Genomic DNA, 16,141 nt, shown 5'->3' on the forward strand with positions numbered 1-16,141 from the left:
TTCACCTGTGTTTTTCAGTTAATGCGCGGGCCGGACGTCCTCCCGGCCAGTTTGTGCGCTATTTTACCAGAAGGCTTACTTCCATTCATCGTCTACCCTGAGCGTCAGCACACGCTCATCGCGCAGCTGGCGGAACCAGGACGCTGATTTCTTTGCCCGCCGTGCGCGTTGATTTTCAAGGTCGATCTCAATCAGCCCGTAGCGGTTTTTAAACGCGTTCATCGGGGAGACATTGTCGGTGAAGGCCCACAGCATATAACCGTGACAGTTCGCCCCCGCCTCCCGCGCCAGCAGCGTGTAGTAGAGATGTTCGCTGATAAACGCGATGCGGTACGTGTCGTCAATGACGCCGTCACGATTGCGATACTGCACTTCGTTCTCCACGCCCATCCCGCTTTCCGCCACAAACCAGTCAATGTTGCGATAGTCGTTTTTAATCCGCATCGCCATGTCGTAAATAATGCGCGGAAAGATCTCCCAGCCGCGGGAGGTGTTCATACGCCGTCCGGGCAGCTCAAACGGCTCGTAGTAGTACGCCGGATGGAACGGCGTCTCCGGGTGCCAGGCGCGGGACGGGGCTTTGACGCGATGCGGGTAATAGAGGTTAATGCCCAGCTCATCGACGGTGTTGTCGGCAATCAGCGCCAGCTCGTCAGCCGTGTAGTCCCACTGCACCTGATGCTGCGCCAGCAGGGTAAAGAGCGCCTGCGGATAGCGCCCGTGCACCAGCGGGTCGAGAAAGATGCGGTTGTAGAACAGATCGTACATCTCTGCCGCTCGCACGTCATGCGGCGCGCGGGAGCGCGGATAGGTCACTTCCGGGTTAAGAATACAACCCACTGAGCCGTCATACCCTTTCTCGCGAAACAGCTTCACCACTTTCGCCGTCGCCAGCACTTTATGGTGGTTCCACTGCATCCAGGTGCTGGTGTTCTGCTCATAGGGCCAGCGCAGTGCGTCAAGGTAGACGCGCGTCTGGACCACAATCGGCTCGTTGAAGGTAAACCAGCGGGTGACTTTGCCGTGAAAGCGCTCAAACACTTTTTCCGCATAGCGAACGAACAGCTCGACGACGTGCTTCGACGCCCAGCCGCCGTAGGTTTCCAGCAGCACGCCCGGCAATTCGTAGTGTTCCAGGCAGATCATCGGCTCAATGCCCTGACGGTGCATTTCATCGAACAGCGCGTCGTAATAGGCGGCGTACTCTTCATCTACGGTGGCGTTTTCATAGTCGGTCAAAAAGCGCGACCAGTTGATCGAGGTGCGATAGTGCGTCAGGCCCGCCTGCTTCATCAGCGCCACGTCTTCACGGAAGCGATTAATAAAGTCGGTTGCCACCGCCGGACCATAGCCGTTGTGCCAGACGTGACGATCGTTCATGTACCAGAGATCGATCCACGAATCCTGCCCCGGCTTTTTGCCGCTCCAGCCCTCGGTCTGCCAGGCCGATGCCGCCGCGCCCAGAATAAAATCTTGCGGTATGGCTATCTGTTTTGTGCTCATCGTATCCTCATGCGTTATCGGTGGCTTGTTGCAGTGCGGCCTGCTCTGCGCGGCGTGAAGCAATTTTCACAAACGGCAGATAGATAATCACCGCGGTCACGATGCAGATAAACTGGGTGATCACCGCCCCCATGGAGCCCGCCGTTGACAGCCAGGCGTTGATCAGCGGCGGCGTGGTCCAGGGCACCATCACCACGGCTTTCCCGGCAAATCCGGTCACGGTGGCAAAGTAGCCAATCGAGCCCGTCACCAGCGGCGTGATGATGAAGGGGATAGCCAGGATCGGGTTGAGCATGATTGGCATACCGAAGATCACCGGCTCATTGATATTAAAAATACCCGGCCCGATGGAGAGCTTGGCTATCTCCTTCATCTCTTTACGTTTGGTGGCAATCATGACGGCTATCAGCAGGCCGATGGTCAGGCCGGAGCCGCCGATGCTCATATAGACGTCCCAGAACGGCATGGTGATGATGTTTGGCACCTCTTTGCCCTGCTCGAACGCGCTCATGTTAACGGTGATTGCCCCCAGCAGCAGCGGCTCGCGGATCGGCTTGATCATCTGGTTGCCGTGAATACCAATCACCCAGAACAGCTGGGCGACAAACATCAGCAGCAGGATCCCCGGCAGGCTTTGCACCACGCGCTCCAGCGGCTGTTGCACCACCTGATAAACCGCGTCGTAGAGATACATGCCGGTAACCTGATGAAACACGAAGCCAAAGGTGGCGATGGCGGTGGTGGTGATAATGGCCGGGATCAGCGCAGAGAACGACGCGGCAACGTTCGGCGGCACCGTGTCCGGCATCCTGATTTTCAGCCCCTTGCGGTTTTCCAGCCAGCAGTAGATCTCCACCGACAGGATGGCGATAAACATACCGAGGAACAGGCTGCGGGTATCTGAGAACTGGCGCAGCAGCACATCTTTCACCACGTGCATCTCACCGTCCACCAGCATTTCCACCGTGGTCGGCGTCACGCAGATAAAGCAGATCACCGCCAGCAGGCCGGGGAACAGGGACTTAATGCCGTTAATACGCCCCAGCTCAATGCCGATTAAAAACACCGCGCCGATGTTGAGAAAGTTCAGCGTGGCGTAGTTGAGCGCGCTGGTGATCGGCTTTAAGGCCGCGAGAAACGACAGCGACTGAAAGCTCGCCAGACCGTTTTTCGGATCCAGCACCATATTGGAGATCAATACCGAGAACGCCCCCACAATGATGACTGGCATTAAGGTAATAAACGCAGACTTGATCGCCTGGATATAGCGATAGCTGTTGAAGGTAGTGGCAAAACTGCCCAGAGCGTCGATCAGTTTTTCCTGAAATGCCATAGGGTAATACCTCAGTAAAAGGGCTTTTATTGAATAAGGTGTACAGCCGGATACTATTGGTATGCCAAAAATAGCGTCCACAGGCGATTTGTTCTGTGATTAAGCTCCCAACGCCGCTAGAGGTATTCCAGATTATGATTTATCACCATTTTGGTATACCAATGGCAGGCATTTATTCCGCGGGCGAGGATCGTTACTGAAAAGCGTGATCGTTATGGGGTTTTGTCCTTCCCACGTCGCTTATGCGCCGGATGGTCTGTGTTAAACTGCAAACCATTACGTGGAAACAGGAATTTCGAATGGCAACAATGCTGGATGTCTCACTGCGTGCGGGCGTGTCGAAGGCCACCGTTTCGCGCGTGCTGAACGGCACAGGTCAGGTTAAAGAGAGCACGCGCCAGCAGGTATTTCGCGCGATGGAGGAGCTGGGCTATCGTCCGAACTTTCTCGCGCGCTCGCTGGCTAACCAGACCAGCAACAGCATCGGTCTGGTCGTCTCGACGTTCGACGGTTTTTACTTTGGTCGTTTGCTACAGCAGGCGTCACGGCAGACCGAAACGCACGGTAAACAGCTGATTGTTACCGACGGTCACGATGCCCCTGAACAGGAAGAACTGGCGGTGCAGATGCTCGCCGACCGCAAGTGCGACGCCATCGTGCTGTACACGCGCTACATGAGCGAAAAGACGATCCTGAAGCTGATCAACAGCGTGCAGACGCCGCTGGTAATCATTAACCGTGAAGTGAGCCAGGCGGCGGATCGCTGCGTCTTCTTTGAACAGCAGGACGCAGCCTTCAAAGCGGTGGATTACCTGATAAGCCAGGGCCATCGGGAGATCGCCTGTATCACCGTCCCGATCCACACCCCAACGGGTAAAGCGCGGCTGATGGGCTACCGTAAGGCGCTGGAGAAGCACGGTATTCGTCTTGACGAGCGGCGGATTAAATACGGCGATGCAGGCATGACGCGGGGTTACGAGCTGTGCAAGGAGCTGATTGCGGAAAAGACATCGTTCAGCGCCCTGTTTGCCTGTAACGATGACATGGCCCTGGGCGCCTCCAAAGCATTACACCAGGCCGGGCTGAAGATCCCGCAGGATATTTCGCTGTTTGGTTTTGACGATGCCCCCAGCGCAAAGTGGCTGGAGCCTGCCCTGTCGTCGGTGTATTTGCCGATCGACAACATGATCGTGACGGCGATCGACCAGGCGATCCGGCTGGCAAAAAACCAGCCGGTTGAAGCGATCCCACCGTTCACCGGCACGCTGGTGTTACGCGATTCGGTGACAACAGGGCCCTGGTTTAATCAGACCAGCTCTAACGCCAGCAATTCCTGAATGGTCTGGCGACGGCGAATCAGCCGCGCCACGCCATTATCAAACAGCACTTCCGGCAGCAGCGGACGGCTATTGTAGTTCGAAGACATAGACGCCCCGTATGCACCGGTATCATGCAGCACCAGATAATCTCCCGGTTTTACCTCTGGCAGCGAACGGGTTTCGACTTTCCCGCCTTCCTGCTGAGTAAAGACGTCACCGGATTCACACAGCGGGCCGGCAACAACGGTCTCGATGCGCGGGGCGTTGACCAGATCGCGGCCATCGGCGGCAAGCGCGGTGATGTGATGATAGCTGCCGTACATGGACGGGCGCATCAGGTCGTTGAAGCCAGCATCAATCAGCACAAAGTGACGGCTTCCCATCTCCTTCACGCTCCGCACCTGCGCCACCAGCACGCCAGCTTCGGCGACCAGGAAACGACCCGGCTCAATCTCCAGCTTCACCGCATGGCCCAGATGAGCGGCGATGCTGTCACGCGCGGCGCTCCACAGGCCGTAATAGTGATCCGTGTCGATCGCCTCTTCCCCTTCGCGGTAAGGGATCGAAAGCCCTCCCCCGGCGGAGATCGCCTCCAGATCCTGACCAAAATCGATAACCTGACGCACCATCGCGCCACAGACCTGCTCAAGATGGCCATAATCCACGCCGGATCCGATATGCATGTGAATACCCACCAGCTTAAGGTTATAACGTTGTAAAACCTCCAGCGCCGCAGGCATATCGGCATACCAAATCCCGTGCTTGCTGTTTTCGCCCCCGGTGTTGGTTTTCTGACTGTGACCGTGACCAAAGCCCGGGTTGATGCGCAGCCAGACGCGATGGCCCGGGGAAACCTGCCCAAGCTGTTCCAGCATATCCACCGAACCGGCATTCACCGGGATTTGCAGCTCGTGCACGCGCGCCAGCGTGGCGTCGTCTATCAGGTCAGCGGTGAAGACGATCGCGTCGCTATCGGCCTTTGGATCAAACCCGGCCGCCAGCGCACGTTCGATTTCACCCAGCGATACGGAGTCAACCTTCACGCCCTGCTCGCGCATCATGCGCAGAATATGAATATTGGAGCAGGCCTTCTGCGCAAAACGCACCACGTCAAACTGATGCAGCGCGGCGATTTTCTCGCGAACAATCTGCGCATCGTAGACCCACACCGGACAGCCGAATTCGGCAGGCAGGCGCAGCAGGTTATCGGCGTTTAAATCGGTTTCGGTCTGGTTGAGCGGGCGTGGCATGGTCGTCTCCGGTATTCTGTTTTTTATCATTACGCCATAGCCTGAAGAGAATAAAAAATATCGTTTTATCGTGAGTCTATGCAAAAATGATATGGACCACGATCAGCCATCAGGTGCCCTATGCCCGCCGTTAACCTACGCCATATCGAGATTTTTCATGCGGTGATGACCACCGGCAATCTCACTGAAGCCGCGCAGATGCTGCACACCTCGCAGCCGACGGTCAGCCGCGAGCTGGCGCGTTTTGAGAAAGTGCTGGGGCTGAAGCTGTTTGAACGCACCCGCGGCAGGTTGCATCCAACGGTGCAGGGTTTACGTCTTTTTGAGGAGGTTCAGCGCTCCTGGTACGGGCTGGACAGGATCGTGAGCGCGGCGGAGAGCCTGAGGGAGTTTCGCCAGGGCGAGCTGTCCATCGTCTGCCTGCCGGTCTTTTCTCAGTCGTTCCTGCCGGTACTGCTACAGCCGTTTCTGGCCCGCTATCCGGAGGTCAGCCTGACCATCGTGCCGCAGGAGTCGCCGCTGCTGGAGGAGTGGCTTTCGGCCCAGCGCCACGATCTGGGTCTGACCGAAACCCTCGTCACGCCAGCGGGAACGGAACGCACGGAGCTGCTGTCACTGGATGAGGTCTGCGTGCTGCCTGCCAGCCACCCGCTTGCTTTCAAAGCAGTTCTGAACCCGGCAGATTTTCACGGTGAGAACTATATCAGCCTGTCGCAGACCGACAGCTACCGGCAGCTTCTGGATGGCCTGTTTGCCGAACATCAGGTGAAGCGGCGGATGGTGATGGAAACGCACAGTGCGGCATCAATTTGCGCGATGGTGCGCGCGGGCGTGGGTATTTCGGTGGTGAACCCGCTCACGGCTATGGACTACGCCAGCAGCGGCGTGGTTCTGCGCCGTTTTAGCGTTTCCGTTCCCTTTACCGTAAGCCTGATCCGCCCGCTGCACCGGCCCGCCTCAGCGCTGGTTGATGCCTTTAGTGAACACCTGATTGCGCACGCGCGTCAGGTGGCGCTTCGCTTACCTGACCTGCAAAAACCTTTATGACAGCATAAACTCCACCGCATCCGCGGCATGGATGGCGGCGGTATCAAAGACCGGTATCGGGCTTTGGTCTGCCGGCACCAGCAGGCCAATTTCGGTACAGCCGAAGATGACTCCTTCCGCCCCCTGCTGCGCCAGTTTCTCAATCACGCTGACGTACCAGGCGCGCGAAGCTTCGCTGAAGGTGCCGAGGCACAGTTCATCAAAAATAATCTGGTTAATGCGCGCCCGGTCTGCCTCCTCCGGGATCAGGCTTTCAATCCCGAACTGGCTACTCAGCCGCCCGCGGTAAAAATCCTGCTCCATGGTGTAGCGCGTCCCCAGCAGCGCCACGCGCGTCATGCCGGCGGCACGTATGGCACGCCCGGTGGCATCCGCGATATGTAAGAACGGCAGCGAACAGCGGTCTTCAATATGCGACGCCACCTTATGCATGGTGTTGGTACACAGCAGAATACCCTGCGCGCCCGCACGCTCCAGGCCAAGTGCGGCGTCTGCCAGCATTTGCCCGGCTTTGTCCCACTCCCCGCTCGACTGGCAGGCTTCTATTTCATGGAAATCCACGCTGTGCAGCAGCAGGCTGGCCGAATGCAGACCGCCCAGACGCTGTTTGACGCCTTCATTAATCAGGCGGTAGTACGGGATCGTTGATTCCCAGCTCATGCCCCCTAACAGACCGATCGTTTTCATCTTTCCTCCTGTACGTTTCACCCAGTGAAGCAAACTTGTGATCGCCTTTCCAGTTATTTGGCTAAACGTTTTCTTTTCGCTGCGGCTGAGATAAGTTAAATGAAACAATGTTTCATTACATAACAGGGCGAAAATATGTTTATTTTCCATAAAGAGACCACGCTTGAGGATTTGGGCAACGGCGTGACGCGTCGTATTCTGGCGCACGACGGCAGGATGATGGCGGTGGAAGTGAATTTCGAGCAAGGTGCGATTGGCCCGCTGCATAACCACCCGCATGAGCAGCTCACCTACGTTCTCTCGGGGGAATTTGAGTTCACCATTGCCGAGGAAAAGCATGTGGTGACGGCGGGCGACACTCTCTATAAAAAGCCGCACGTGATGCACCGCTGCGTTTGCCTCAAACCCGGCACCTTGCTGGATACCTTTACGCCGGTACGCGAGGATTTCCTGAAATAAAAAAAGGCGCTCATCAGAGCGCCTTTTTTCATGTTATTCCGTAACCGGCTCAGGAAGTTGTTCCGGCAGCGGGTTGCGGGAGCGCATTGCTTCGCGCAGCAGCACGCTGCCACAGGCGAACAGCCCACCCAGAATACCCGCCAGCAGCACGATCAGTGCTTTGCCCGGGCCATCTTTTTTCACCGGCATAGAAGGAGAGAGCTGGTATTTGAACGGCTCCAGGCTCACGTCTTCGAAGGAGAGTTTTTGCAGCTGCGCCAGATAGTATTCGCGGTTCTGGAAATCGGCGTTCAGCTCAGAAACATCCTTCAGATTTTTTTCAATCTGCAATTTCTGCGCAATCCCGTCCGCGCCGAGCGCGACGGAGTAATCCGGATCATCTTTCACCGCCTGTCCGTTACTGTAAACCGGCTTTTTGATCCCTGCCGCGTTCGCCACTTCCAGCGAGTAGTTAAGGCGTTGCAGGTTGGTATTGTGGATATTGGTCAGTCGAACCCGATCCAGCTCCAGCTGCTGCTGAACCGTTTTGGTTCTCAGGATCAGCTGATCGCGGATGTTTTGCATGGTCTCCTGCTCGACGATGCGGGAAATGTACTGAATGTAACCATTTAACACTTTCTGCGCGTCCTCTGCCGTTGGGGCAGTGAAGCTTAACGTCCAGGAGAGATACGGTGCTTTATCAGCATTTTTTTCCTGGGTGTTATCAATAGCCTTCATCTTTTCGGCGATATTGACCACCGCGCGGTGCAGCTCAAGCGGGTCAACCTCAGCGCCATCGAGCTGAGCCATCACGTAAGGTGAGCTTTTCATGTACTCTTCAAGCAGAGACTGGGACTGAAACTTTTTGATAAACAGATTAAACACATCCGCACGGGTAATATTCACGTCGACATCAAGCACCTGGAGCGCCACCATCATCTGGCGCAGCGAACTCCACTGCGTCTGTTCCGCGGGCGTAATGACCGCTTTACTGGTCCATTTTTGCGGTATCAGAAAGGCGATTGCCAGGCCGACCAGTGCAAATGCAAAGACAATGGTGATGATGCGTTTTTTTGCTGCCAGCAGGACGTCCAGCAGACCCAGAAGATCTATTTCTTTAGCGCTGACCGCCGGGGGAGCATAGTGAGGAAAATTGAGATCCGTATGTTTTTTGAAATCCATCGCTGACATAACTGTTCTTCTTTTAAGGATGCAGTGAAATTCTGCCTGGTTGGTTCCGGTTTGAGAAATCATACAAGAATGTAAGAATTATCTGAATGCCGAATTGGTACATCTGCAGACCTGCTATCAGATCTGGTAGTTAGCCACGCTGCGTGACTATTGTTTTTCCCGTTTCCACTTGTGCTTCGTCTCGCCTCCTCGCAGCCCCGACGAACGTCCGTGAAAAGGCAAAAATGCCACCTCCCTCACTATATTGAAACAGCGTTTCGACGCTGATCACATTTCCATCATTAAGCGCATGACGCAGAAATAAATCGCAATAATATAAAATAAAACGATGTTTTAGTATCCAAGAACGGCGGTTCAGCTCTTTTGAAACCCAACGCATTTAGCGCAAAGAGGAAGGCAAAAAAGCGTTAAAAAACAATTTTATATTTAGCCGACGCCAGATATTGCACCCTAAAACTCAGCTCTCATGCCGCGCGATGCTGGCCTGGGAAGATGTAACAAAGCAGATTCCGTTTTAAACCATTGATCGCCAGGTAGGTATGTATGAATGAAAACAAGCTTCTGGGGCTCGCATGGATATCACCCTACATCATCGGGTTGATACTCTTTACGGCATTCCCCTTCGTCTCATCATTTTTCCTCAGCTTTACGGATTACGATTTGATGAGTCCGCCGGTGTTTAACGGCATCGAAAACTATCGCTACATGTTTACCGAAGACACGCTCTTCTGGAAATCAATGGGCGTGACCTTTGCATACGTATTTTTAACCATTCCGTTAAAGCTCGCCTTCGCATTAGGGATTGCCTTTGTCCTGAACTTTAAATTACGCGGCATCGGATTTTTCCGTACTGCCTACTATATTCCGTCGATCCTCGGCAGTTCCGTCGCCATTGCCGTATTGTGGCGCGCCTTATTTGCGATCGATGGCCTGCTGAACAGCTTTATCGGCGTATTTGGTTTTGACCCGGTGAACTGGCTGGGTGAACCGTCACTGGCGCTAATGTCCGTTACCCTGCTGCGCGTCTGGCAGTTCGGTTCCGCGATGGTCATCTTCCTGGCCGCGCTGCAAAACGTACCGCAGTCCCAGTATGAAGCGGCGATGATCGATGGCGCATCGAAATGGCAGATGTTCATGAAGGTGACCGTGCCGCTGATTACGCCGGTGATCTTCTTCAACTTCATCATGCAGACCACGCAGGCGTTCCAGGAATTTACCGGGCCGTACGTGATCACCGGCGGCGGGCCGACCTATTCGACCTACCTGTTCTCGCTCTACATCTACGACACCGCGTTTAAGTATTTCGATATGGGTTATGGCGCGGCGCTGGCGTGGATCCTGTTCCTGGTGGTGGCCGTCTTCGCCGGTATCGCCTTTAAGTCGTCGAAATACTGGGTGTTCTACTCCGCCGATAAAGGAGGCAAAAATGGCTGATATTCAACAACTCTCCACGGCAAGAAGCATCGCCGAACGCGAAGTAGCCCGCACGCTGCGCAGAGAGAAAATCAATGCCACCGTTCGCTATGCGATCCTGCTGTTTGTCGGCCTGCTGATGCTTTACCCGCTGGTGTGGATGTTCTCCGCGTCGTTCAAACCGAACCACGAGATCTTCACCACCCTGAGCCTGTGGCCTGCCCATGCCACCTGGGAAGGCTTCATCAACGGCTGGAAAACCGGCACCGAGTACAACTTCGGCCACTACATGCTGAACACCTTTAAGTATGTGATCCCGAAAGTGATCCTGACCATTATCTCCTCCACCATCGTGGCGTATGGCTTTGCCCGCTTCGAGATCCCGTGGAAGAAGTTCTGGTTCGCCACGCTCATTACCACCATGCTGCTACCCAGCACCGTGCTGCTGATCCCGCAGTACCTGATGTTCCGTGAAATGGGCATGCTGAACAGCTATATGCCGCTGTACCTGCCGCTGGCCTTCGCCACCCAGGGGTTCTTCGTCTTCATGCTGATCCAGTTCCTGCGCGGCGTCCCGCGTGACATGGAAGAGGCGGCGCAGATTGACGGCTGTAACTCCCTTCAGGTGCTGTGGTACGTGGTTGTGCCGATCCTTAAACCGGCCATTATCTCCGTCGCCCTGTTCCAGTTCATGTGGTCCATGAACGACTTTATCGGGCCGCTGATTTATGTCTACAGCGTGGATAAATACCCGATTGCACTGGCGCTGAAAATGTCCATCGACGTCACCGAAGGGGCGCCGTGGAACGAAATTCTGGCAATGGCGAGCATCTCCATTCTGCCATCCATCATTGTCTTCTTCCTGGCACAGCGCTACTTCGTACAGGGCGTCACCAGCAGCGGAATTAAAGGTTAAGAGGGAAATACCATGGCTGAAGTTATTTTCAACAAGCTGGAAAAGGTCTACTCCAACGGTTTTAAAGCGGTACACGCTATCGATCTTAAAATCGCCGAAGGGGAATTCATGGTGATCGTCGGCCCATCCGGCTGCGCCAAATCCACTACTCTGCGCATGCTGGCGGGACTGGAAACCATCAGCGGCGGCGAGGTGCGTATCGGCGACAAGATCGTGAACAACCTCGCGCCGAAAGAGCGCGGGATTGCGATGGTGTTCCAGAACTACGCCCTCTATCCACACATGACGGTGCGCGAGAATCTGGCCTTTGGCCTCAAGTTGAGCAAGCTGCCGAAAGATCAGATTGAGTCCCAGGTGAATGAAGCCGCCAAAATTCTTGAGCTTGAAGAGCTGCTCGACCGCCTGCCGCGCCAGCTTTCCGGCGGCCAGGCGCAGCGCGTGGCGGTAGGCCGTGCGATTGTGAAAAAGCCGGATGTGTTCCTGTTCGATGAGCCGCTTTCAAACCTCGACGCCAAACTGCGCGCCTCGATGCGTATCCGTATTTCCGACCTGCACAAGCAGCTGAAGAAATCCGGAAAACCGGCCACCACCGTTTACGTGACCCACGACCAGACCGAAGCAATGACCATGGGCGACCGCATCTGCGTGATGAAGCTCGGCCATATCATGCAGGTGGATACGCCGGACAATCTCTACCACAAGCCGAAGAACATGTTCGTGGCGGGCTTTATCGGCGCGCCGGAGATGAATATACGCAAAAGCGTGCTGGTCGAAAAAGCGGGACAGCTGCACATCGCCATTGGTGATGAAAGCATGCCGCTGAACGCGGAGAAGCAGGAGAAAGTCGCCGCTTACGCGGGTCAGGAGATCTTCTTCGGCGTGCGTCCGGAATTTGTGTCGCTCTCTGATGAGCCCTTCCCGAACGGCGGCTGTAGTGGGGAGATGGTGCGCGTTGAGAACATGGGCCACGAATTCTTTGTGTACCTGAAGGTCGCGGACTACGAACTGACCGCCAGAATCCCGTCCGATGAAGCTAAACCAATGATTGATAAGGGACTTCATCGTAAGGTGTATTTCACGTTTGATATGAATAAGTGTCATATTTTTGACGCAAAAACTGAACAGAACCTCTCTCTCTGATGGAGTGATAAAAATGAAAAAAGTGCTTTTAAGCGCAGCTATCTCCGCGACCCTGGGCCTTACCGCTTTGCCATCGATGGCGCAGAATGTGGATTTACGGATGTCCTGGTGGGGCGGCAACGGCCGTCACCAGGTCACCCTGAAAGCGCTGGAGGAGTTCCATAAGCAGAACCCGGACATCAACGTGAAAGCGGAATACACCGGCTGGGACGGTCACCTCTCCCGTCTGACCACCCAGATTGCGGGTGGAACCGAGCCAGACGTAATGCAGACGAACTGGAACTGGCTGCCGATCTTCTCCAAAACCGGTGACGGCTTCTACGATCTGAACAAGTTGAAGGAGGTGATCGACCTGTCGCAGTTCGATCCCAAAGAGCTGCAAACCACCACCGTGGATGGCAAGCTGAACGGCATTCCGATCTCGGTGACGGCGCGGGTGTTCTACTTCAATGACGAAACCTGGAAAAAAGCGGGTATTGCGTACCCGAAAACCTGGGACGAGCTGATGGCGGCCGGTAAAACCTTCGAGAGCAAGCTCGGTAAGCAATACTACCCGGTGATCCTGGAGCACCAGGATACGCTGGCGCTGCTGAATTCGTACATGATCCAGAAGTACAACATTCCTGCGGTGGATGAGAAAACCAAAAAGTTCAGCTACACAAAGGAACAGTGGGTGGAGTTCTTCCAGACCTACAAAAAGCTGATCGACAGCCACGTCATGCCGGACACCAAATACTATGCCTCGTTTGGTAAGAGCAACATGTATGAGATGAAGCCGTGGATCCAGGGAGAATGGGGCGGCACCTATATGTGGAACTCCACCATCAACAAATATTCCGACAACCTGAAGCCACCGGCGAAACTGGAGCTGGGCAGCTACCCAATGCTGCCGGGCGCCACCGACGCGGGCCTGTTCTTCAAACCGGCGCAAATGCTGTCGATTGGTAAGTCGACCAAAAACCCGGAAGCGGCGGCGAAGCTGATTAATTTCCTGCTCAACAGCAAAGAAGGGGTCGATACGCTGGGTCTTGAGCGTGGCGTACCGCTGAGCAAAGTAGCGGTGCAGTATCTGACTGAAGACGGCACCATTAAAGAGGACGATCCTTCCGTGGCGGGCCTGCGTCTGGCGCAGTCGTTGCCGGCGAAACTCACCGTCTCGCCATACTTTGACGACCCACAGATTGTGGCGCAGTTCGGTACTTCTTTGCAGTATATCGACTACGGGCAGAAAACCGTGGAAGAGACGGCCGCTGACTTCCAGCGTCAGGCGGAGCGTATTTTGAGACGTGCGATGCGGTAAACACTAAGCCGCTTACCCGGCCTACACGGTATCGTAGGCCCGGTAAGCGAAGCGCCACCGGGCAATTACATTACACGCCGATATTACGTAGTTTCTCCCCTCTCATCAGCTTGCGTTCAATATGCTCCAGGGTCACGCCCTTGGTTTCGGGGATCAGCCAGAAGGTCACACCGATAAACGCCACGTTCAGCACCGTATAGAGCCAGAAGGTGCCTGCCGCGCCAATCGCATCCAGCAGCGTCAGGAAGGTCGCGCCAATGATCATGTTCGACACCCAGTTGGTGGTGGTGGAACAGGTGATACCAAAGTCGCGGCATTTCAGCGGCTGTATTTCAGAGCACAGGATCCACACCACCGGCGCGGCGCTCATCGCGTAACCGGCGATACACATCATGGTCATGCCCACGGAGAGCCAGGAGAGGCCGCTTGACGCCGTGCCGTTATCGAACTGCATCAGGCAGTAGCCAAGGATTAAGGTGCCGAGCGCCATCACGCTAAAGCCAATTTTCAGGGCGGGTTTACGTCCGGCCTTATCAACGGTGAACACCGCGATAAAGGTGGCGAACATAAAGGTCAGCCCCACCACCAGCGTGGCGATCATCTGCTGTTCGGTGGTGGTAAAACCGGCCATTTTAAAAATGCGCGGGGCGTAATACATAATGATGTTCATCCCCGTAAACTGCTGCATCGCCTGTAACAGCATGCCGAGGAACACCGCGCGGCGCACGTTGCGGTTCGCCTTAAACAGGGACCAGCCGCCCTGCTTCAGCTTCAGGCTTTCGCGGATTTCGTTCAGCTCTTCACGCGCTTTTTCAGACGTGTCGCGCAACATGCGCAGCACCTCTTCCGCCTCCACGTGACGCCCTTTTTGCGCCAGCCAGCGCGGGCTGTTCGGCAGGAAAATGACTAACACAATCAGCACCAGCGCAGGCAGCGCCAGCACGCCAAGCATTGCCCGCCAGTTGCCGCTGTAGCTGAAGTACGTATCCGACAGAAACGCCAGCACGATACCGAGCGTCACCATCAGCTGATACATACTGATCATCTTCCCTCGCACGTTCTCACTTGCCATTTCAGAGAGATAAAGCGGCGCGGTGTAGGACGCGATACCCACCGCTACGCCAAGCAGCACGCGTGAAAGCAGCAGCACTTCTATGTTTGTCGCAAACGCGGAGCCGATGGAGCCTGCGACGAACAGGATCGCCCCAACCATCAGGCTGTATTTGCGCCCGAGACGGAACGACAGCCAGCCGTTAAACAACGCGCCGATGGCCGCGCCCAGCATCATGCTGCTCACCACCCACTCTTGCAGGCGGTTGCTTAACGTAAGTGGTCGGTAATAAAGGGCAGTGCGCCAGCGATAACGCCGATATCCAGACCAAACAGTAGACCGGCTACGGCGGCCGCAACAGAAACAAACTGGTTCATGCGTCGGGTATCGCGCAGCGCAGCGGGCATAAGGGTAGAGTCATTTATAGATGTCATAGTTTCCTGCCTCAACAGCGAAATTCGTTAAGTGAAATTACGAGATACCGGAAGAAAGTGTCAGGTCGGAACTGGTGAAGATATGGATTATTTCGCTACGACATACCGTTCTGTGATGGACATTACAATTTCAAATCAGGGTGGTTTAACCTTATTTTTTATTAATTAGTTAATATTTAAGCAATAAATGTGTGATACCCGTCATTTATTCCTTTTTAGTATGGATTTTTCATCTTTAAGGATATGGATAAAGCCAATTTTGGCGCAAAAAAAACCTCCACCCGAGGGCAGAGGTTCTTTATTAAGGCTGAATTAACGTGCCAGCCAGCCGCCGTCAACGGCGACGGTATAGCCGTTAATGTAATCCGAAGCCGGAGAAGCCAGGAACACAACCGGGCCCATCAGATCGCTCGGCAGACCCCAGCGACCCGCTGGAATACGTTCCAGAATTGCCGCGCTGCGCTCTTCATCAGCACGCAGCTGCTGGGTATTGTTGGTGGCCATGTAGCCCGGCGCAATCGCGTTGACGTTGATATTGTGCTGCGCCCACTCGTTCGCCAGCAGACGGGTCACGCCCATCACGGCGCTCTTCGATGCGGTGTAAGACGGTACGCGGATGCCGCCCTGGAAAGAGAGCATGGAGGCAATATTGATGATCTTGCCGCCTTTCCCCTGCGCGATGAAGTGCTTCGCAGCCGCCTGGGACATAAAGAACACGCTCTTGATGTTCAGGTTCATCACGTCGTCCCAGTCCGTTTCGCTGAAGTTAATCGCATCTTCACGGCGAATCAGGCCCGCATTGTTGACCAGAATATCGATATGTCCGAACTCCGCCACCGCGCGATCCAGCAGTTCAGGGATCGCATCGATTTTGCGCAGGTCCGCGGTCAGGCTCAGGAAACGACGGCCCAGCGCGGTGACGCGCTCGATGGTTTCCGTTGGCTCTACGATGTTAATCCCGACGATATCACAGCCCGCTTCCGCCAGACCTAACGCCATACCCTGCCCCAGCCCGGTGTCACACCCGGAAACCACAGCCACTTTACCCTGCAGAGAAAATGCATCCAGAATCATGTTTGTTCCTTAATCGTTCAGCGCCTGTCACCAACAGGCAGATGT

Annotated in this window: 13 protein-coding genes and 1 pseudogene; 7 read left to right on the plus strand and 7 right to left on the minus strand. The window is 55.2% G+C overall.

Annotated features, from left to right (window positions below; all coding sequences use genetic code 11):
* Positions 1 to 75: 75 nt before the first annotated feature.
* Positions 76 to 1,503 carry a glycoside hydrolase family 1 protein gene (locus ACQG2Q_RS18805; RefSeq protein WP_063849464.1) on the minus strand — a complete coding sequence of 476 codons (1,428 nt, stop codon included), beginning with the start codon at positions 1,501 to 1,503 and terminating at the stop codon, positions 76 to 78.
* A gap of 7 nt (positions 1,504 to 1,510) precedes the next feature.
* The gene (locus ACQG2Q_RS18810) at positions 1,511 to 2,836 is read right to left on the minus strand and encodes a PTS sugar transporter subunit IIC (RefSeq protein ID WP_006811828.1); all 1,326 of its coding nucleotides are present in this window, start codon (positions 2,834 to 2,836) and stop codon (positions 1,511 to 1,513) included.
* A 299-nt stretch (positions 2,837 to 3,135) separates the two neighbouring features.
* On the opposite strand from ACQG2Q_RS18810, the gene ACQG2Q_RS18815 reads away from it, so the two are divergent.
* Positions 3,136 to 4,173, plus strand: coding sequence for a LacI family DNA-binding transcriptional regulator (locus tag ACQG2Q_RS18815; RefSeq protein WP_022649245.1), 1,038 nt, complete (start codon positions 3,136 to 3,138; stop codon positions 4,171 to 4,173).
* Here ACQG2Q_RS18815 and lysA read toward each other — a convergent pair.
* Positions 4,143 to 5,405, minus strand: a complete 1,263-nt coding sequence (lysA, locus tag ACQG2Q_RS18820; protein ID WP_023306861.1) for a diaminopimelate decarboxylase — start codon at positions 5,403 to 5,405, stop codon at positions 4,143 to 4,145. The two genes, ACQG2Q_RS18815 and lysA, sit on opposite strands and share 31 nt — an antisense overlap.
* Before the next feature lie 120 nt (positions 5,406 to 5,525).
* Between lysA and ACQG2Q_RS18825 the strand changes: the two genes are divergently transcribed.
* Positions 5,526 to 6,452 carry a LysR family transcriptional regulator gene (locus ACQG2Q_RS18825; protein ID WP_063849465.1) on the plus strand — a complete coding sequence of 309 codons (927 nt, stop codon included), beginning with the start codon at positions 5,526 to 5,528 and terminating at the stop codon, positions 6,450 to 6,452.
* On the opposite strand, the gene ACQG2Q_RS18830 is transcribed toward ACQG2Q_RS18825, so the two are convergent.
* Entirely contained in the window at positions 6,447 to 7,139 is a 693-nt protein-coding gene (locus ACQG2Q_RS18830) for an aspartate/glutamate racemase (protein WP_023306862.1), read from the minus strand. The genes ACQG2Q_RS18825 and ACQG2Q_RS18830 overlap by 6 nt on opposite strands.
* A gap of 135 nt (positions 7,140 to 7,274) precedes the next feature.
* Between ACQG2Q_RS18830 and ACQG2Q_RS18835 the strand changes: the two genes are divergently transcribed.
* Complete coding sequence (locus tag ACQG2Q_RS18835) at positions 7,275 to 7,598, plus strand: cupin domain-containing protein (RefSeq protein ID WP_426759258.1); 324 nt, start codon at positions 7,275 to 7,277, stop codon at positions 7,596 to 7,598.
* 33 nt (positions 7,599 to 7,631) lie between these two features.
* Here the strand turns inward: ACQG2Q_RS18835 and wzz(fepE) are convergent, their stop codons facing one another.
* Positions 7,632 to 8,768: an LPS O-antigen length regulator Wzz(fepE) gene (wzz(fepE), locus tag ACQG2Q_RS18840; RefSeq protein ID WP_063849467.1), complete on the minus strand. Its 1,137-nt coding sequence runs from the start codon at positions 8,766 to 8,768 to the stop codon at positions 7,632 to 7,634.
* A gap of 543 nt (positions 8,769 to 9,311) precedes the next feature.
* Between wzz(fepE) and ACQG2Q_RS18845 the strand changes: the two genes are divergently transcribed.
* The 4 genes from ACQG2Q_RS18845 to ACQG2Q_RS18860 are packed head-to-tail and all read left to right on the plus strand — an operon-like array spanning position 9,312 to position 13,537.
* Entirely contained in the window at positions 9,312 to 10,202 is an 891-nt protein-coding gene (locus ACQG2Q_RS18845; protein WP_003862825.1) for a carbohydrate ABC transporter permease, read from the plus strand.
* Complete coding sequence (locus ACQG2Q_RS18850; RefSeq protein ID WP_063849468.1) at positions 10,195 to 11,097, plus strand: carbohydrate ABC transporter permease; 903 nt, start codon at positions 10,195 to 10,197, stop codon at positions 11,095 to 11,097. The genes ACQG2Q_RS18845 and ACQG2Q_RS18850 overlap by 8 nt, the downstream gene beginning before the upstream one ends.
* Before the next feature lie 12 nt (positions 11,098 to 11,109).
* Positions 11,110 to 12,237, plus strand: a complete 1,128-nt coding sequence (locus ACQG2Q_RS18855) for an ABC transporter ATP-binding protein (RefSeq protein ID WP_023306863.1) — start codon at positions 11,110 to 11,112, stop codon at positions 12,235 to 12,237.
* 13 nt (positions 12,238 to 12,250) lie between these two features.
* The gene (locus ACQG2Q_RS18860; protein WP_023298522.1) at positions 12,251 to 13,537 is read left to right on the plus strand and encodes an ABC transporter substrate-binding protein; all 1,287 of its coding nucleotides are present in this window, start codon (positions 12,251 to 12,253) and stop codon (positions 13,535 to 13,537) included.
* A 70-nt stretch (positions 13,538 to 13,607) separates the two neighbouring features.
* Here ACQG2Q_RS18860 and araE read toward each other — a convergent pair.
* Positions 13,608 to 15,022: pseudogene (gene araE / locus ACQG2Q_RS18865) on the minus strand (arabinose-proton symporter AraE).
* A 312-nt stretch (positions 15,023 to 15,334) separates the two neighbouring features.
* Entirely contained in the window at positions 15,335 to 16,096 is a 762-nt protein-coding gene (gene kduD / locus ACQG2Q_RS18870; RefSeq protein WP_003862835.1) for a 2-dehydro-3-deoxy-D-gluconate 5-dehydrogenase KduD, read from the minus strand.
* Positions 16,097 to 16,141 lie beyond the last annotated feature (45 nt).

It is taken from the genome of Enterobacter cloacae complex sp. 370H10, assembly GCF_050031535.1.
GTDB lineage: Bacteria > Pseudomonadota > Gammaproteobacteria > Enterobacterales > Enterobacteriaceae > Enterobacter > Enterobacter intestinihominis.